Source organism: Micromonospora sp. CNZ280 (assembly GCF_011759515.1).
In genome coordinates this window covers 1858796-1876362 of the sequence record NZ_JAAOYP010000001.1, presented here as the reverse complement: position 1 = coordinate 1876362, position 17567 = coordinate 1858796, and the positions used below count along the sequence as shown (strand labels likewise).

The 17567-nt window shown below is 73.2% G+C and carries 16 protein-coding genes; 5 read left to right on the top strand and 11 right to left on the bottom strand.

Features of this window, described 5'->3' with window-relative positions; genetic code table 11:
* Positions 1-86: 86 nt before the first annotated feature.
* From FHX32_RS08905 to FHX32_RS08885, 5 genes are all read right to left on the bottom strand, one after another.
* Positions 87-581: an SRPBCC family protein gene (locus FHX32_RS08905; protein WP_167180271.1), complete on the bottom strand. Its 495-nt coding sequence runs from the start codon at positions 579-581 to the stop codon at positions 87-89.
* 88 nt (positions 582-669) lie between these two features.
* Entirely contained in the window at positions 670-2379 is a 1710-nt protein-coding gene (locus FHX32_RS08900; protein ID WP_167180269.1) for an ABC transporter permease, read from the bottom strand.
* A complete protein-coding gene (locus FHX32_RS08895) occupies positions 2364-3128 on the bottom strand; it encodes an ABC transporter ATP-binding protein (protein ID WP_167180267.1) in 765 nt (254 codons plus the stop codon). Before FHX32_RS08895 ends, FHX32_RS08900 begins: the two co-directional genes overlap by 16 nt.
* Positions 3129-3220: 92 nt before the next feature.
* Entirely contained in the window at positions 3221-4879 is a 1659-nt protein-coding gene (locus FHX32_RS08890; protein ID WP_167180266.1) for a sodium/solute symporter, read from the bottom strand.
* A 1-nt stretch (position 4880) separates the two neighbouring features.
* Entirely contained in the window at positions 4881-5294 is a 414-nt protein-coding gene (locus tag FHX32_RS08885; RefSeq protein WP_167180265.1) for a hypothetical protein, read from the bottom strand.
* Between the two features lie 242 nt (positions 5295-5536).
* Between FHX32_RS08885 and FHX32_RS08880 the strand changes: the two genes are divergently transcribed.
* Together FHX32_RS08880 and FHX32_RS08875 are read left to right on the top strand one after the other, a co-directional pair.
* Positions 5537-6940: a hypothetical protein gene (locus FHX32_RS08880; RefSeq protein WP_167180264.1), complete on the top strand. Its 1404-nt coding sequence runs from the start codon at positions 5537-5539 to the stop codon at positions 6938-6940.
* A 160-nt stretch (positions 6941-7100) separates the two neighbouring features.
* A complete protein-coding gene (locus tag FHX32_RS08875; protein ID WP_167180262.1) occupies positions 7101-8390 on the top strand; it encodes a hypothetical protein in 1290 nt (429 codons plus the stop codon).
* Positions 8391-8433: 43 nt separating this feature from the next.
* On the opposite strand, the gene FHX32_RS08870 is transcribed toward FHX32_RS08875, so the two are convergent.
* Both FHX32_RS08870 and FHX32_RS08865 read right to left on the bottom strand, forming a co-directional pair.
* Positions 8434-9084, bottom strand: coding sequence for a DUF5701 family protein (locus tag FHX32_RS08870; RefSeq protein WP_486480972.1), 651 nt, complete (start codon positions 9082-9084; stop codon positions 8434-8436).
* Positions 9085-9154: 70 nt separating this feature from the next.
* Positions 9155-10207 (bottom strand): saccharopine dehydrogenase NADP-binding domain-containing protein, encoded by a 1053-nt coding sequence (locus FHX32_RS08865; RefSeq protein ID WP_167180259.1) that lies wholly within the window; start codon positions 10205-10207, stop codon positions 9155-9157.
* Between the two features lie 98 nt (positions 10208-10305).
* Here FHX32_RS08865 and FHX32_RS08860 point away from each other — a divergent pair, with 98 nt between their 5' ends.
* The 3 genes from FHX32_RS08860 (at position 10306) to FHX32_RS08850 (ending at position 12794) form a co-directional block, all read left to right on the top strand.
* A complete protein-coding gene (locus tag FHX32_RS08860) occupies positions 10306-11262 on the top strand; it encodes a helix-turn-helix domain-containing protein (protein WP_167180257.1) in 957 nt (318 codons plus the stop codon).
* Positions 11263-11421: 159 nt separating this feature from the next.
* Positions 11422-11931: a SigE family RNA polymerase sigma factor gene (locus FHX32_RS08855; protein WP_167180256.1), complete on the top strand. Its 510-nt coding sequence runs from the start codon at positions 11422-11424 to the stop codon at positions 11929-11931.
* Positions 11928-12794: a hypothetical protein gene (locus tag FHX32_RS08850; RefSeq protein ID WP_167180255.1), complete on the top strand. Its 867-nt coding sequence runs from the start codon at positions 11928-11930 to the stop codon at positions 12792-12794. Before FHX32_RS08855 ends, FHX32_RS08850 begins: the two co-directional genes overlap by 4 nt.
* 33 nt (positions 12795-12827) lie before the next feature.
* Here the strand turns inward: FHX32_RS08850 and FHX32_RS08845 are convergent, their stop codons facing one another.
* From FHX32_RS08845 to FHX32_RS08830, 4 genes are all read right to left on the bottom strand, one after another.
* Positions 12828-13589 carry a LytR/AlgR family response regulator transcription factor gene (locus FHX32_RS08845; protein WP_167182441.1) on the bottom strand — a complete coding sequence of 254 codons (762 nt, stop codon included), beginning with the start codon at positions 13587-13589 and terminating at the stop codon, positions 12828-12830.
* Between the two features lie 17 nt (positions 13590-13606).
* Positions 13607-14827, bottom strand: coding sequence for a histidine kinase (locus FHX32_RS08840; protein WP_167180254.1), 1221 nt, complete (start codon positions 14825-14827; stop codon positions 13607-13609).
* A 39-nt stretch (positions 14828-14866) separates the two neighbouring features.
* Complete coding sequence (locus FHX32_RS08835; protein WP_088996588.1) at positions 14867-16438, bottom strand: sugar transferase; 1572 nt, start codon at positions 16436-16438, stop codon at positions 14867-14869.
* Between the two features lie 263 nt (positions 16439-16701).
* On the bottom strand, positions 16702-17562 hold the full coding sequence (locus FHX32_RS08830; RefSeq protein WP_167180253.1) for an Fpg/Nei family DNA glycosylase: 861 nt from the start codon (positions 17560-17562) through the stop codon (positions 16702-16704).
* Between the last annotated feature and the right edge of the window lie 5 nt (positions 17563-17567).

Genomic DNA, 17567 nt, shown 5'->3' with positions numbered 1-17567 from the left:
TTCGCTCCGGGTCGACGGGATGGCACTGTTTCGTCGATCGAGCGCGGTCTCGCAGGGCGCTCAGCCGGGTGGCGCCACCCCTGGCGTCAGTCCTCGGCGGCGAGCGAGCGGCGGGCGGCGGCCAGCACCTGCGGGTCGGCGCAGCCGGCGGCGTACCCGGCGATCCGGCGGCGGATGTCCCGGCCGAGCAGCCACCCCCCGATCCGGTCGGCGACCGGGCGCAGGAACGCGGGGCGGCAGCGGAAGCTGTACCGCCAGGTGGCGATCGTGTGGCCGGGCTCCGGGGCCGGCGCGAACCGCCAGCCGCCGGCGAACATCTCGAAGAACCACGGCCCGCGCACCATCTTCATGCCGACGTGGCTCGGCGGCGCCCAGGAGACGTACTCGCTCACCATCACCAGCCCGTGCCGGGAGCGGGTGTAGGTGCGTACCCCCTTGCCGGGTCGGGTCACCCCGTCGACGAAGTGCTGCTCCCGGACGAACGGGTCCCACCGGTAGCGCACCGGCGCGGTGGTCTGCGAGACCGCGAAGGCCAGCTCGGGTGGCACCGGCACGGTCGCCACCGCCTCGACGACGGGCATCCGCCCATTCTCGCCGCCCGCGCCAACCCCGGCCGTCCCGGAGATCCGGTGAGCCACGGCCGGTGCCGCGTCCTCCGTGCGGGACGGGTCAGCGGCGGGGGGTCACGGTGGCGAGCAGTTCGGGCTGACGACTGTCGAGGACGTCGCCGGCCAGGTACGCGCCGAGCAGCGCGGCGCCCAGGCCGTACGCCGCGCCGACCGGCAGGGCCAGCCAGTGCCAGACGCCGCCGAGCAGCGCCGCGGCCACCACCATCGGCACCGCAGCGACCGCGGTGCCCACCATGGCCAGCAGGGTGAGGAAGCTCTTCGCCACCCCGGCGCCGCTGTTCAGCGCGAACGGGTTGCTCGTCTCCGGCAGCGCGTACGCCCCGAGCACCGAGACGAAGCTGTTCACCGCCAGCCCCACGCCGTAGGTGGCGAGCAGGCTGCCGGCGGTCACCCCGATCCAGCCGGGCCGGCCGAGGATCACCGCCAGCGCGACCGAGACGACCGCCAGCATCGGCAGCACGTAGAGCGAGAACGCCGCCATCCGGGCCCGCAGTTCCTGCTGGCCGGGCACACCGGCGACCAGGTGCGCGGCGTACGCGCTGCCGTCGAAGCCGAACTGGTTGGCCAGGGTGACCGAGGCGAGCACCCCGACGAAGAGCATGGAGAGGCTGACCAGCACCGGCGACGAGGCGTCCGGCACGGTGAACCCCTCGGTGCCGCCGCCGGCCAGGTTCGCGCCACCCAGGTTGACCATGACGGGCACGAAGAGACCGACCACCGCCACGGTGATCAGGTTCGCCCGCCGCCGGGCGTCCCGCCACCAGTACCGGGCCTCCCGGGCCACCAGCGCGCCGAACCGGTCCCGCCGCGCCCAGCCGACCCAGCGGGGGAAGAGTTGCGCCACCGCCCCGCCGGCCGGCCCGCGGCGGGCCGGAGCCGGGCCGGCGCTGGCCGCACCTACCATCGCCGACTCCAGCGAGCGGGACCACCAGGCCAGCAGTGCCAGCAGGGCGAGCGCGGTGATCAGGAGCTTGACCGGAGCGGCCCAGACCCGCCCCTCGGCCACGTCGATGCCGGCCGTCCAGGGTGCGCCGAACGGGGTCCAGCCGACCACCTCGGCCACCGGATCGAGCCGGTCCCAGTCCGCGTCCCGCAACGCCGCCAGGCCGAAGATCTGCACCGGGCCGAGCAGGGCGGCGGCCACCGCGAGCAGCACGGCGGCCAGGTCGCGGACCCGGCGGGAGCGGAGCATGGCGGCGAACGCGCTGGTCACCGCCCGGGCGGCGGCGACGCAGAGCAGCAGGCCGGCGACCACCCCGATCGCCTCGACAACGGCCGCCGACCAGTCACCGAGCGCGCCGGCGGTGAACACCAGCCCGGAGAGCGCCAGCAGCACCGCGACCGCCGGCACGCTCACCAGCGCGGCGGCGAGCAGCCCGGTGACCAGGGTGCGGCGGGGCAGCGGCAGCAACGCGAACCGGGCCGGGTCGAGCGTCTCGTCCACCCCGAAGAAGACCAGCGGCAGCAGCAGCCAGCCGAGCAGCAGCAGGCCGCCGCCGAACGCCGCGACCATCGGCGCGTACCGGTCGTCGCCGGCCAGCCCCGGCGCGGCGAACAGGAAGAAGCCGGTGCCGGCGAACCAGAGCCCGACCACCACGCCGACCACGTAGAGCGCGATCCGCCAGCCCTGGCCGCGGAAATTGTTGACCATCACCCGCAGCTTGAGCCGGACGAAGTGCCGCGGGGACACCCCACGGGTCGTCGCGGCCGGGTTGGCCGGGGCGGCCGGTGCGGTCACCGGGACAGCCACGCCAGCTCCTCACCGGTCGCCGTCCGACCGCCGACCACCTCGACGAAGACCTCCTCCAGCGAGCGCTCGCCGCGGACCTCCGGCAGCGTGCCGACCCGCTTGATGGTGCCGGCCGCCAGGATCGCGACGTGCGAGCAGAGCCGCTCGACGACCTCCATCACGTGGCTGGAGAAGACCACCGTCCCGCCGCCGGCCACGTAGCGCTGGAGGATGTCCCGGATCAGCGCGGCGGAGACCGGGTCGACCGCCTCGAACGGCTCGTCGAGCACGAGCAGCCGCGGCCCGTGCAGCAGCGCGCAGGCCAGGCCGATCTTCTTCTTCATGCCGGCCGAGTAGTCGACCACCAGGGTCCGGCCGGCGTCGCCGAGCGCGAGCACGTCGAGCAGCTCCGCCGCCCGCTGGTCGACCACCGCCGGGTCCATGCCGCGCAGCAGGCCGTGGTACGCGAGCAGCTCCGCGCCGCTGAGCCGGTCGAAGAGGCGTACGCCGTCCGGCATGACGCCGAGCAGCCGCTTGGCGCCGACCGGGTCGGCCCAGACGTCGTGCCCGAGCACCCGGGCCCCGCCGGCGTCCGGCCGGAGCAGCCCGACGGCCATTGACAGCGTGGTGGTCTTGCCGGCGCCGTTCGGGCCGAGCAGGCCGTAGAAGGAACCGGCCGGCACGTCGAGGTCGACGCCGGCCACCGCGACCTTGCCGTCGAACGCCTTGGCCAGGCCACGCAGCGAAAGGGCCGGGTGCTCACCAGTCATGCCTACGACCGTATCCGTCCGTGACGAACACCTGGTCCGGCCGAGGGATGATCCGCCGTCATCCCGCAGTCGTACCCGGCCGACGTGCGGCCCTACTGCTGACGGCCGGGCTGCAGGCGCAGGGACTCCGGGGTGTGCAGGCGGAGCATGGTGGCCCCGACGTCGGCCGGCGCCCGGCGGCGGGTGGCCAGCGACACCGCCACCATCACCGTGAAGGCGAGCGGCACCGTCCAGGCGGCCGGCTGCGTGGTGAGCGTGGCCGGCCAGCCGGACAGCGGCGGCCCGACCACGGTGACCAGCACCGCGAGGATCGCGGCGCCGCCGCCGACCAGGATCCCGGCGGCCGCGCCGAGGTCGGTCAGCCCGCGCCACCAGATGCCGAGCACCAGCAGCGGGCAGAAGCTGGACGCGGCGACCGCGAACGCCAGCCCGACCACCTGCGAGACGTCGAGCCCGGCGAGGTTGAGCGCGAGCACCGCCGGCACCGCGCCGGCGATCACCGTGGCCAGCCGGAAGCCGCGTACCGAGCCGCGGCCGAGCACGTCCGTGGAGATCACGCCGGCGACGCTGGTGAGCAGCCCGGACGAGGTGGAGAGGAAGGCCGCGAACGCGCCCGCGGCGACCAGCGCGGCGAGCAGCCGGCCGGTGGTGCCGTGGCCGAGCGCGGCCTCGGGGAGCAGCACCACCACCGCGTCGGTCTGCCCGGTGACCAGCAGTTGCGGGGTGTAGATCCGGCCGAGCACCCCGTAGATCGTGGGGAGCAGGTAGAACACGCCGACCAGGGCGAGCACCACCAGGGTGGTGCGCCGGGCGGCCGCGCCGTCCGGGTTGGTGTAGAAGCGCACCAGCACGTGCGGCAGCCCCATGGTGCCCAGGAAGGTCGCCAGGATCAGCGAGTAGGTCGCGAAGAGTCCCTGGTCGTCGTCGCCGGCGGTGCTGGGCAGCAGCCATTCGGCGGCGTCGGTGGCCACCCCGGCGACCTCCGGCACCGGGTCGCCGGCGGCGAAGCTCAGCTCCTCGCCGGGGCGTACCTCCCGGGTCTCGCCGTCGGGCAGGGTGAGGGTGGCGCGGTGCTCGACCACGACGGTGGTCGCGACCCGGAACGTCGGCCCGTCGGGTGGGGTCACCGCCGGGCGGGCGTCGGCCTGCCACTGCAACGCCAGGAAGATCGCGGGTACGGCGAGCGCGGTGAGCTTCAGCCAGTACTGGAAGGCCTGGACGAAGGTGATCGCCCGCATGCCGCCGAGCGCCACGTTGGCGGTCACCACCACGGCCACCACCAGCGCGCCCACCGGGTACGCCGAGCCGGTGACGGTGCTCAGCGTCAGCCCGGCCCCCTGCAACTGCGGCACCAGGTAGAGCCAGCCGATGAAGATGACGAAGACGGTGGCCAGGGTGCGCAGCCGGCGCGAGCCGAGCCGCAGCTCGCAGAAGTCGGGCAGGGTGAACGCGCCGGAGCGGCGTAGCGGCGCGGCCACGAAGAGCAGCAGGGCGAGGTAGCCGGCGGCGAAGCCGACCGGGTACCAGAGCACGTCCACGCCGTACTTGAGGATCAGGCCGGCGACGCCGAGGAAGCTCGCCGCGGACAGGTACTCCCCGCCGATCGCCGCCGCGTTCCAGGTCGGGCTGATCACCCGGGAGGCGACCAGGAAGTCGGAGGTGGTGCGGGCCAGCCGCAGCCCGTAGAAGCCGATCCCGACGGTCACCAGGGTGACCGCGACGATCGCCGGTACGACGAAGGAGTTGCCCACCTCAGCGCTCCGGCCGCTGGACCAGGTCGGTGAAGTCCTGCTCGTTCCGCTCGGCCAGCCGCACGTACGCCCAGCCGACCCCGATCAGGAACGGGAACGACACCACCCCGAGCAGCAGCCAGGGCAGCTTGACGCCGAGCACGGTGACCCGGCCGACGGAGGGCGCGATGGCGAACAGCCAGGGCAGCCCGCCGAGCCCGATCGCCACCACCAGGGAGAGTCGCAGGGCCAGCGCCAACTGGGCGCGGACCAGGCCCCGGACCAGCGCCTCGCCGACCCGGGTCTGCTGGGCCAGTTCGGTGCGGGTGCGGTCGGCCCGGTCGGCGCGCCGGGACACCTCGGCCAGCACGATCCGGGCGCGCCCGGGCGGCTCCGGCGCCCGGGGCGCCGGTACGGGGTCGTCGGCAGCGGCCACCCGGGCAGTCTCGCCTGCTCAGCCTGATTGTCAAGGGGTGCGACGACCGCTGTGGACAACGTGTGGAAAACGCCTCACCCCTGTGGATAAACCAGTGCGCCGACCTTTAAGGGGCCATTAAGTCCCGATTCGTCCGTCAGCTGTTTTCGCCGGTCCCTCGGCCGGATCGGCCTTGCCGGCATTGACCCCGACACCTACGCTGAGGCGGCAATTCCCTATTCCTCTCCTTCCACGGGGTTTCTATGCGCAAATTCCGCACTCTGCTCGGCGCGACCCTCGCCGGAGCATGTGCACTCGCCGTGGTGCCGGGGACGGCCTCCGCGGCACCGGCCGCGCCGCAGCAGGCGGCGGCGATCGACGACACCACCGGCGCGTTCTACCCGCTGGCCCCGGCCCGGCTGCTCGACACCCGTAGCGGGTTGGGCGCGCCGGCCGGCGCGATCGGCGCGACCAAGAAGGTCGACCTCCAGGTCGCCGGCCGGGGCGGCGTTCCGGCAACGGGCGTCGGCGCTGTCGTGCTCAACGTGACCATCACCGGTCCGACGTCGAGCAGCTTCGTGACGGCCTACCCGGCGGGCGAGGCCCGGCCGAACGCCTCCTCGATCAACTTCCCCAAGGGCTGGCTGGGCTCGAACAACGTCACCGTGAAGCTCGGCTCGGGCGGCAAGGTGTCGTTCTACAACCACGCCGGGTCGACCCACGTGGTGGTGGACGTCGTCGGCTTCTACGCCGCCGACAACACCATGACCAACCGCAACGGCGGTGAGTACCAGGCGTACGTCCCGGAGCGGATGTTCGACACCCGCTACGACGGCACCGGCAAGATGCCTGCCAACTCCTGGATCGACTATGTGATCGACTTCGGGCCCGAGAACCCGAACGTCCGGAGCCTGGTCATCAACCTGACCGCGGTCTCGCCGGCGAAGGCCGGCTTCCTGACCGCCTGGTCCGGTGCGGGCAGCATGCCGACCGCCTCGACGGTCAACTACGGCGCCGGCAAGGTGGTGCCGAACCTGGCCTTCGTGCAGACCCGGCCGTGCTACGAGGACTGGTGCTACGCGGAGGGCTTCGCGGGCGCCCCGATGTTCCGGGTCTACACCTCGCAGTCAGCGCACTTCGTGACCGACCTGGTCGGCATGATGGACGACGGCACCCTGGAGTACGGCCTGCGGTTCAAGCCGATGAGCCCGACCCGGATCGCCGACAGCCGGATCGGCCAGGGCTACCAGGGCATGCTCTACCCGGGCTCGGTCCGCAAGGTCGCCACCCCGCCCGCGCTGCTCACCGACACGACCGACGTGCTGGCGATGAACATGACCGCCGTCGCGCCGACCAGCAACACCGTGATCACCGTCTGGCCGTTCGGCTACGGTGATCTCTTCCCGCAGCCGGGCACCAGCAACCTCAACCCCGCCGCCGGTCAGACCGTGTCCGGTGCGGTGCTGAGCCCGATCGGGCCGGCCTCGGCGACGCCGCCCTTCGCGTTCAACACGCACAACCTCTCGGGGAACGTGCACATGATCGCTGACGTGGTCGGCACGTTCTACTACCCGGAGCCCGTGTCGGCGACCGCCGCCGCGACGCTCAAGGCCGGCAAGACCGCTCCGGTGGCCGGCAAGGCGAGCCGGGCCTCGACCGGCAGCTGAGCACCACCCGCGTAACGGGCGCCCCGACCGACGGCCGGGGCGCCCGTTGCCAATGGTGGATCCGAAGAGAACTTGTGTGCAGGTCACAGGCTTGCCGGCATAGATGACCAACCCTAGGCTGGGCCGAGCAGACCTCGCCCGTCGTTCACCCGAGGACTGAATGCGAATCTTCCGCGCACTGCTCAGCAGCGGCGTCACCCTGGCCACGGTCTGCGGGCTCACGGCCGCCCCGGCCACCGCGCAGCCGCAGGCGGCGAGCGCCGTCACGGACGTGACCGGCACCTACTACCCGGTCGCTCCGGCCCGGCTGATGGACACCCGGGAGGGCCTGGGTGCGCCGCAGGCCACGATCGGTCCGTCGGGCCAGGTCGACCTCCAGGTCGCCGGGCGGGGCGGCGTACCGGCCAGCGGGGCCGGTGCGGTCGTTCTCAACGTGACGATCACCGGCCCGACCGCGGACGGCTTCGTCACGGTCTATCCAGCGGGTCAGCCCCGCCCGAACGCATCCTCGGTCAACTTCGCCAAGGGGTGGCTGGGCTCCAACAACGTCACCGTCAAGCTCGGCTCCGGCGGCCGCGTGTCGGTGTTCAACCGGAATGGCGACACGCACGTCGTGGTCGACGTGATCGGTTTCTACGCCGCGGACAACACCCTGGCCAACCGCGGGATCGGCAGCTTCTACCACCCGTACCGGCCGACCCGGATCTACGACAGCCGGACGGATCCGGACACGGGCGGTCAGAAGCGCGGGGCCGGCAGCTACCTGCACCTGACACGGCTGCTCGGCGGGGACAACCCACATGCCCGGGCGCTGGTCGTGAACATCACCGTGGTCGACCCCGAGCAGGACGGCTTCGTCACGGCCTGGTCGGGTGCCGGCGAGCGGCCCGCCGTCTCCACGGTGAACTTCCGGGCCGGCACCGTCACGCCGAACCTCACGATCGTGCAGACGCGGCCCTGCGACGGTGAACTCTGCTCACCGGAGGGAGCCCCGACCTTCTCCATCTACATCTCGGCCCGCGCGCACATCGTCGTCGACGGGTTCGGGATGATGGACGACGGGACGGTCCTCTTCGGCCGGCGGTTCCAGCCGTTGAATCCCACCCGCATCGTCGACAGCCGCACCGGTCTGGGCACGGCGGGCGCGCTCGGCGCCGGTGACATCCGCAAGGTGGTTCCGCCCTCGGCGATGGGGACCACGGAGGACGTGGTGCTGGCGATGAACGTGACGGCCGTGGCGCCGACGAGGCAGACCGTGCTCACCGTGTGGCCGGCCGACTGGCCCGACTACGGCCTCCCGGGGGCGAGCAACCTCAACCCGGCACCCGGGCAGACCGTTTCCGGCGCGGTGTTCGGCGAGCTCGGTCCATACGGGAAGTTCAACGTGCGCAATCACGCGGGCAGCGTGAACGTGGTCGTCGACGTGGCCGGCCGCTTCTACCGACCCTGACGCAGCGGCGGGCACCCCGGCCGCACCGGGGCGCCCGCCAGCCTCAGGACAGGCCGACCCGCTCCGGCCGGGCGGAGGCGGAACCGAGCCAGGTGTGCGGGTTGCCGTACCAGCACCAGCCCAGCTTGGGTGCGCCCTGGCTGATCCAGATCGCCGGCACCCGCTTGTCGCCGCAGCGCGAGCCGACCAGCGAGAAGCACTTGTTCTTCGCCAGCGCCGCCGGGTGCAGCGTGACGAAGGCGAGCCCCTCGTCGATGGTGAGCGGCAGCCGATCCTGGGCGGTGATCACCTCCATCGCGGCGGAGGGGGCCAGGTTCAGCGTCTCCTCGCCCCGGTCGACGTCGAAGAGCAGGTACGCCGGGCCCGCGGGCACCTCCAATTCCTTGATCGGGTCGAACGTCGCCAGGTCGCCCTCGGCGTAGTGGCGGTCCAGGAAGCCGGGCTTGCGCCTGCCGGCCAGCGTGGTGCGCGCCAGCCGATCCTCGACGGGTACCAGGTCACGGGTGACGACCAGCAGGAACGGCACCCGTGCCGCGGTGGGCCCGGGCAGGCCCGCGGTGCCGGCGACGGCTGCTGCCCGCAGCGGGGCGACCAGTTCCCGGAAGGCGTCCTCGGTCAGCTCGGCGAGTGCCGGGTAGCCCAGTTCCACCAGTCGGTCGAGTTGGCGGTCGAATTCGGTCGCGGCGTCGAACAAGGCGGCCTCCATTCTCGTACGGAGTACCGTACAGCGTACGGCATCTCGCGGCTATTCCCGCCTCGCGCGATCAGGCGAACTGTGGCGTGCGGGACTCCTGCACCGGTTCGAGCGAGATGTGCGCGGACAGCGCGCGGAGGAAGTCGGGCGCGTCGAAGATCTCGCCGGCGGAGGCGACCCCGGTCGTCCTCGTCCGGCCGTCGAGGATGCGCCGGACCGCCTCGACCGCCAGCGGGGCGCTGATGGCGTAGATGTCCTGGCCGCTGGCGACGACCCGCCGTCGCGTCCCACCGGAGCGCACGACGACGTCGACGGTGAACGTCTGCGCTGACCGGCCGCGCTCGTCGACGGCGGTCGGTGGCGTGTCCCCGGCGGCCAGGTCGCTGGCCGCGCCGGTGGTCATGTAGGTGCGGACCTCGGGGATGGCCAGGTGGCTGGGGACGGTGACGACGTCGGCCATGGTGAACTCGCCGAGGACTGGCCGGCGGCCCAGCGGAGCGGGGAAGTCCCAGTCCAGCGTCGGCAGGTCACCGTCGGCGACGTGGTACTCCAGCCGGCCACCGGTGTAGCGGACCCGCCGTCCGTCGCGCCGGTCCCGGGAGACGGTGCCGGAGGCGAGGGTCCCGCCCGTGGGGTGCCAGCTGCTCAGCCCGTACGCGACGTGCGCCTCGTCGGCCGCCGTCCAGTCGCTCATGGCCGTGGTGACCAGCAGGTCGCCGAGCCCACCGAAGAAGGCCATCGCCGGGACCACCGCGACGCCCGCCGCCCGGGCGCGCTCGGTGAAGTGCGTGAACGTGTCGACGTTGGCCTCGATCTCGGCCGCCACGTCAACGTACGGGATGCCGGCGCGCAGGGCGGCCTCGATCACGCCAGCCGCGGTCGAGGCGAACGGGCCGGCGCAGTTGACCACCGCGGCCGCGCCCCGCAACGCCTGGTCGAGCGAGGCCGGATCGTCGACCGACGCCACCCGGTGTTCGAGCCCCGACGCCGCCAGCGCCCGGAGCCTGCCCGCGTCGCGACCGAGGAGAAGCGGGACGAACCCGCGATCACGCAGCTCCGCCACCACGAACCGCCCGGTGTGTCCGTACGCGCCGAACACCGCCACCGTCTGCCCCGAATCCATTGCGGTTCCTCTCTCCGAAAGATCGACTGGAAAGAGCCTCCCAGGGGCGGCCGGACCCGGCCAGTGTCTGGAACGCCATCCCCCGTACAATTTCGGACATGGCCACTGTCGCCCTCGCCGCCACCGACGGGATGCTGCACTTCGAGCTCGCCATGGCCTGCGAGGTCTTCGTCCGCGACCCCTCCGGCCTGGCGGACCCGTGGTACGACCTCGTGGTGTGCGGCCCGGGCCCGGTCCGGGTCGGCAGGTTCCGGTTGGATCCCGACGACGGGTTGGACCGGCTCGCCCGCGCCGACACCGTGATCGTCCCGTCCGTGGCGGACATCGACGCCGAGGTGCCCCCCGACCTGCTCGACGCCGTCCGCGCGGCGCACCGGGCGGGCGCCCGGATGGTCTCGTTCTGCACCGGCGCGTTCGTGCTGGCCGCCGCCGGGGTGCTGGACGGGCTGCGCGCGACCACGCACTGGGCGCACACCGAGGCGCTGGGCGCCCGCTACCCCCGGGTGACGGTCGACCCGGACGTGCTCTACGTCGACAACGGCGACGTGCTCGCCTCCGCCGGCAAGGCCGCCGCGATCGACCTGTGCCTGCACCTGATCCGCCGCGACCACGGCTCGACGGTCGCCAACGCCGTCGCCCGCCGCCTGGTCGTGCCGCCGCACCGCGCCGGCGGTCAGGCCCAGTTCGTCACCACCCCGGTGCCCGCCCGCGACGATCATCCCCTCGCCGACCTGCTGCCCTGGGTGATGGAGCGGTTGAACCGCCCGCTGACCGTGGAGGACCTGGCCCGCCGGGCGAACATGAGTTCGCGCAACCTGACCCGCCACTTCCGGTCGGCGACCGGCACCACCCCGCTGCAGTGGCTGTCGACGCAGCGGATCCGACGGGCCCAGGAACTGCTGGAGAACACCGACGACAGCATCGACGCCATCGCCGAGGCGGCCGGCATGGGCACCGCCACGACGCTGCGCCGGCACTTCCACCGCACCGTCGGCGTACCTCCGGACGCCTACCGCCGCACCTTCCGCAGCGCCGGGCCCGCGGCGGGTTCGTGATCGCCGTCCGGTCGGCGGCCTGACGCGCTGTGCGGTGTGAGGGCCCGCTCCGACCGCCCGGCCGGAGCCGACGCGCGGTCGGTGTGGTCGGCCGTGCAACCTCGGCGGAACAGCGCTGCGTCGTACCGCCGTGATGGTCAGCGAAGAGAGAACAGCGCGGTGAGGCGGGCCGACGAGGACGACTTCCAGGCCTTCGTCTCCGAGCGAATGGATCGCTGGCGGCGCAGCGCGTACCTGCTCTGCCAGGACTGGCACACCGCCGACGACGTGGTCTCGGTGGCGGTCGCCAAGCTCTACCGGAACTGGCGTCGGGTGAACCGGGCGGAGAACCGGGAGGCGTACGCCCAGCGCGTGCTCACCCGCTGCTGGCTCGACGAGCGACGCCGCCCCTGGCACAACCGGGAGCAGTCCTGGGCGGCGGTGCCGGACCCGGCCGACGTGACACCGGAGACGGTGACCGACCGGGACGGGCTCGCCGCGCTGCTGCGTTCGCTGGCGCCGAAGCAGCGGGCGGTGCTCGTCCTGCGCTTCTACCTCGACTACTCGGTCGAGGAGACCGCCCGGATGCTCGGCATCACCACCGGCACCGTCAAGAGCCAGTCGGCGCGCGGGCTGGCGAACCTGCGCACCGCCGTCGACGGCCAGTTCCAGACCGGAGGCACCCGATGAGTCACCAGTTGTTCGACGAGTTGATCGGCACTCCGCCACCGGCCCGGGTGGACGTCGCGGGTATCGTCCGGCGGGAACGGCGGGCCCGGGCTGCCCGGCGACTCGGCGGCTCGCTGGCCGCCGTGCTGGCCCTGGCGCTGGCCGGCGGCGTGGCCGCCGCTGTACCGCGGCAGAGGTCCGGCCCGGCGCCGGCCCCGCCGCCGGTCGCGGCCGCCCCGGACACCCGGTTCCGGCTGGTCTTTGACACCGAGGAGACGGCTGACGCCACCGCCCGGCGGCTCAGCCAGGAACTGGACCGGGCGCTGCGGGAGGTGGCGCCCGGCGCGACCTGGTTCTGGATGCCGGACCACCTCGACGAGACGCGTAAGCCCGACGGGCAGCCGCCGAAGTTCACCCACAACGGCACCTCCGACCTGGTGAACGGCGCCTCCGGGGTGAGCTACCAGGGGCGCAGAGGGGCCCTGGGCGTGTCGATCTCGGCGGACCGCAGCGGCCCGGACGGCACCGGGCTGTGCGCCCGGGAGGGCGATCAGTTCCGCCCGGAGTGCGTGGAGGTCCGGTTCCACTGGCCGTGCCCGCTCCCGCCGGACGTGCAGGAGGACAACCGGTACCGCCGGGAGTGCACGGAGGGGATCACGCCGAGCGGTGCCCGGACGAAGACTCAGACGTACACCGGGCGGCGGCAGCAGAGCGTGCAGCACGTGGTGAGCGTCCAACTGCCCGAGAACCGGGTGCTCGAGGTGAGCGTCCTGAACATGGTCGGGGTCGACGAGTCGGCGGTGCCGGCGCAGCCGGAGTCGCCGCTGTCCCCGGAGCAGGTGACCGCCATCGCCCGCTACCTGGAGGGGCGGGTCAAGGGCTGACGGCCGCCGGAGCGGGCAGGACTGGTGTCGCGGTCAGCGGTTCCAGTCCTGCTTCGCCGCCCGTACCAGCTTGTCCTTCAGCTCCCGGGTGTGCCGGCGGCTCACCGGCAGCTCCGTCGAGTCGATCACCACGACGTACCCGGAGTTGACCAGCCGCAGCTCTGCGATCAGCTTCAGCTGCACCAGGAACGACCGGTGGATCCGGACGAAACCGGCGTCCGCCCAGCGCTCGGCCAGGGTCGCCAGCGACACCCGGACCAGGTGCGAACCGTCGGCGGTGTGCAGCCGGGCGTAGTCGCCCTGCGCCTCCACCCAGCGCACCGCCGAGCGGGGCAGCATCCGGGTGGTGCCGGCCAGCTCGATCGGGATGGTCGGGTCCTCCTCGGCCCGGGCCAGCGCGGCCGGGTGCGACGGCACCACCCGGGAGCCGATCACCCGGCGCAGCGACTCGGCCAGCCGTTCGGCCCGGACCGGCTTGCGGACGTAGTCCGTGGCGCCGAGGTCGAACGCGTCCACCGCGCCGTCGTCGTACGCGGTCACGAAGACGATCGCCGGCGGCCGGGCGAACCGGCGCAGCACCCGGGCCAGCTCCATGCCGTCCAGCCCGGGCATCCGGATGTCCAGGAAGACCACGTCCACGTCGCCGTCGCGGAGCACCCGCAGCGCCTCGGTGGCGTCGCCGGCGGTGTGCAGCCGGGCCACCCGGGGATCCGACCGCAGGTGGTACGCCAGCTCGTCGAGCGCCGGCGGCTCGTCGTCGACCGCCAGCACCCGGAGGAACCCGGAGGCGCTCACCGCGCCGCCCCGCTCGCTCACGAGCCCGCCCGTACGCCGGGGTGGAACTTCGGCACCCGCATGCTCACCTTCGTACCCGAGCCCAGCCCGGTCTCGACGACCAGGCCGAAGCCGTCCCCGAAGACCGACCGGAGCCGCTCGTCGACGTTGGAGAGGCCGACGTGCTGGCCCGGGTCGTCGCCCGGGTCGCCGGCCGCCAGCTCGGCGATGCCGGCGGCCAGCGCGGCCGGATCCATCCCCACCCCGTCGTCCTCCACCGTGATGTGGCACTCGGCGCCCGCGTCCCGGGCCTCGATGCTCACCATGCCCGTGCCGGGCTTGCGGGACAACCCGTGCCGGACGGCATTCTCCACCAGCGGTTGCAGGCAGAGGAACGGCAGCGTCACCGGCAGCACCTCCGGGGCGATCTGCAGGCGTACCTGGAGCCGGTCGCCGAACCGGGCCCGCTCGATGGTCAGGTAGCGGTCGATCGAGCGCAGCTCCTCGGCCAGCGTGGTGAACTCGCCGTGCGCCCGGAACGAGTAGCGGGTGAACTCGGCGAACTCCAGGATCAGCTCCCGGGCCCGCTCCGGGTCGGTGCGGACGAACGAGCCGATCGCGGTCAGCGCGTTGTAGATGAAGTGCGGGCTGATCTGGGCTCGCAGCGCCCGGATCTCGGCCCGGGCCAGCCGCTCCCGGGACGAGTCCAGCTCGGCGAGCGCGAGCTGGTTGCCGGCCCAGTGCGCGGTCTCCAGGGTGGCCTGCACCAGCCCGGGCGCGGGCGCGCCGTCGGCGATCGCGAGCAGCGCGCCGACCACCCGCCCGTCCGGGCCGGCCAGCGGCGCCACCACCGCGCCGCGGACCGGGCAGTCGACCCGGTCGCAGTGCAGCTCCGCGCCGCCGAGCACGGTCGAGCGCCCGGCCGCCACCGCCCGCCGGGCCGCCGCGAGCAGTTGCTCGCCGTGGTGCCCGCCCCGGCCGTCCAGGGCGAGCAGCTCCGCCCGGTCGGTCAGCGCCAGCCCCACCGCGCCGACCAGGGCGCGCAGGTGGCGTACGGCCTTCGCCGCGTTCGCCGCGCTCAGCCCGGCCCTTAGCGGCTCGGCGGCCAGCCCGGCGGTGTGCAGCACCTCGTAGGTGGCCCGCTGGGTGGCGGTGGCGATGCCCCGCCGGCCGCGCAGCCGGACCACCGCGAACAGGGCCGCGGCCAGCGCGGTGACCAGCGAGACGACGCCGAAGACGGCGGAGAGGTTGCCACCCACGCCCAGATCCTGTCGGCTCCGGACCCCGACGCCAAGAGGTCAGTACGCGCCCTTGCGGGCGAGCACCACGCCGACCGTGCGCCACAGGATGCTCAGGTCGTACGCCAGCGACCAGTTGTCGACGTAGTAGAGGTCGAGCCGGACCGCCTCGTCCCAGGAGAGGTCGGAGCGGCCGGAGACCTGCCAGAGCCCGGTCATGCCGGGGCGGACCAGCAGCCGGCGGCGCACGTCGCCCAGGAAGTCGCCGTCGTCGGCGGGCAGCGGGCGCGGCCCGACCAGCGACATCTCGCCCCAGAGCACGTTGATCAGCTGCGGCAGCTCGTCGAGCGAGGTGGCCCGCAGGAAGCGGCCCACCGGGAAGACCCGGGGGTCCTGCTTCATCTTGAACAGCATGCCGTCGGTCTCGTTCTGGTCGACCAGGCTGGCCAGCCGCTCCTCGGCGTCGACGTACATGGTCCGGAACTTCCACACCCGGAAGGTGCGCCCCTCGTGGCCCACCCGCGGCTGGCGGAAGAAGACCGGGCCGGGGTCGGAGATCCGGATGGCGATCGCGATGGCCGCGAAGACCGGGATCAGCAGCAGCAGCCCGAGCCCGGCGGCCACCCGGTCCATCAGGTTCTTGGCCAGCAGCGCCGGCCCGGACAGGGTCGGCTCCTCGACGTGCAGCAGCGGCAGGCCCTCGATCGGGCGGATGTGCACCCGGGGACCGGCGATGTCGGTCAGCTGCGGCGCGACGACCAGGTCGACGCCGGAGCCCTCCAGTTGCCAGGCCAGCCGGCGCAGCTCACCCGGCTCGGCGCTGGCCGAGCCGCAGACCGCGATGGTGTCGCCCCCCACCTCGCGGACCAGGGCGAGCACGTCGCGGCCCGCGTACACCGGGACCGGGGTCTGCATGCCCCGGGCGGCCGCGTAGCCGTCGGTGACGTGGATGGCGACCGGCATCAGCCCGGCCGCCGGGTTGCGGGTGACCGCGGTGTAGACCTCGAGGCACTCCGGCAGGGTGCCGACCAGCACCATCCGGTGCCCGGCCTGGCCGATGTTGCGCCGGACCACGTGCAGCACGAAGCGGCAGAGGATCCGGTTCAGCAGGATCAACATCAACGCCGCGAGCAGGGCGGTGCCGACGGTGTACCGGGACAGGTCGGTCTTGGTGGCGAAGGCGAGGAAGGAGACCGTGGCGGCGACCGCCACGCCGGCCCGGATCACCCGCTTGAACTCGTCCGGCCCGAGGCCCAGGTAGCGCCGGTCGTAGGCGCGGTTGCCCCAGAGGATCACCACCCAGCCGAGCGGCAGCAGCAGGAAGGCCACGGTGTGGAACCAGGTCGGGTCCTGCTCGGCGTTGTAGAAGCCGGCCCGGGACTGGTCGAACGCCTGGATGGCGATCAGGCTGGCCACCGCCGCCGCCGCGAAGTCGAGCAGCAGGAGCAGGGCGATGTAGGGACGGTGCCAGCGCGACACCCGGCGACGGGCCCGGGCCCACGCCGAACGCGGTACGCCGTTGTGGGACGGCGGCGCCGGCGGCTGGATCTCGAAGCTGTCGACGTGCCGCACGAGTTTGCTCCGGCCTTCGTTGGTTACCGGGCGCTGGAGGCTTGTCGTCACCTCACCCATGTCCTCCCGCATGACACGTGCCGCTCACTCGCCGTGAGGGCCCGGGTCGCCCACCGTCCCAGTCTCCCACGCGGCACCCACCCGGACGCCGACCCGGAGGACATTGCGCCTGGCTGGTGCGGCTGGGATCTGGCCGGCTCCGTGCCCTTTGGAAGCCGGGGACCGAGCCACTATACCGATGGATGGCCACCCTGGAAGAGACTCGGACCGGAGGTTCGGCGATCGAAGTCCGATTCCTCTCCGTAACCAAGACGTGGTGTTACTCACCGTACAAGCCGGGACAACCGTCGGTCAGCCAGCGGCTTGCCGCCGGTCTGGCAGGTCGGGCAGTACTGGAGGCTGGAGTCGGCGAAGGAGACCTCCCGGACGGTGTCCCCACAGACCGGGCAGGGCTGCCCGGTGCGGGCGTGCACCTTCAGCCCGGAGCGCTTCTCGCCCTTCAACTCCGCCGCCTTCTGGCCCAGCGATCGGCGCACGGCGTCGCCGAGCACCTGCCGGGTGGCCTCGTGCAGCGCCGCGACCTGATCGTCGGTCAGCCGGTCGGTGATCGCGAACGGGGAGAGCTTCGCCGCGTGCAGGATCTCGTCGGAGTAGGCGTTGCCGACCCCGGCCAGCACCGCCTGGTCGGTCAGCACCCCCTTGACCTGGCCCCGGCGGCTGCGCAGCCGGGCGCTGAAGGTGGCCAGGTCGGCGGCGAGCGCGTCCGGGCCGAGCTTGGCCACCCCGGGCACCGTCGCCGGGTCGGTGACCAGGTAGACGGCGAGCTTCTTCTGGGTGCCCGCCTCGGTGAGGTCGAAGCCGGAGCCGTCGTCGAGGCGTACCCGCAGCGCGATCGGGCCCTTGCCGGGGCGCAGCGGCGCCGCCGAGGGGAAGGCGTCCCGGTAGTGCAGCCAGCCCGCCCGGGCCAGGTGGACCACCAGGTGCAGGTCGCCGTCGAGCACCACGTCGAGGAACTTGCCGTGCCGGCGGGCGTCCAGCACCGCGCGCCCGGCCGCCGCGGTCGGCGCCGGGTCGTACGTCTTCAGGGCGCTGATCGCGGCGACCTCCAGCCGGTCGACACGCCGCCCAACGGCACGCTCGCGCAGGTAGCCCGCGAGCGCCTCAACCTCCGGGAGTTCGGGCATCAGAC

Coding starts and splice junctions, on each gene's coding strand:
- FHX32_RS08905 (WP_167180271.1), bottom strand. CDS start 581: ATGCCCGTCGTCGAGGCGGTGGCGACCGTGCCGGTGCCACCCGAGCTG.
- FHX32_RS08895 (WP_167180267.1), bottom strand. CDS start 3,128: ATGACTGGTGAGCACCCGGCCCTTTCGCTGCGTGGCCTGGCCAAGGCG.
- FHX32_RS08880 (WP_167180264.1), top strand. CDS start 5,537: ATGCGCAAATTCCGCACTCTGCTCGGCGCGACCCTCGCCGGAGCATGT.
- FHX32_RS08875 (WP_167180262.1), top strand. CDS start 7,101: ATGCGAATCTTCCGCGCACTGCTCAGCAGCGGCGTCACCCTGGCCACG.
- FHX32_RS08865 (WP_167180259.1), bottom strand. CDS start 10,207: ATGGATTCGGGGCAGACGGTGGCGGTGTTCGGCGCGTACGGACACACC.
- FHX32_RS08860 (WP_167180257.1), top strand. CDS start 10,306: ATGGCCACTGTCGCCCTCGCCGCCACCGACGGGATGCTGCACTTCGAG.
- FHX32_RS08850 (WP_167180255.1), top strand. CDS start 11,928: ATGAGTCACCAGTTGTTCGACGAGTTGATCGGCACTCCGCCACCGGCC.
- FHX32_RS08835 (WP_088996588.1), bottom strand. CDS start 16,438: ATGGGTGAGGTGACGACAAGCCTCCAGCGCCCGGTAACCAACGAAGGC.
- FHX32_RS08830 (WP_167180253.1), bottom strand. CDS start 17,562: ATGCCCGAACTCCCGGAGGTTGAGGCGCTCGCGGGCTACCTGCGCGAG.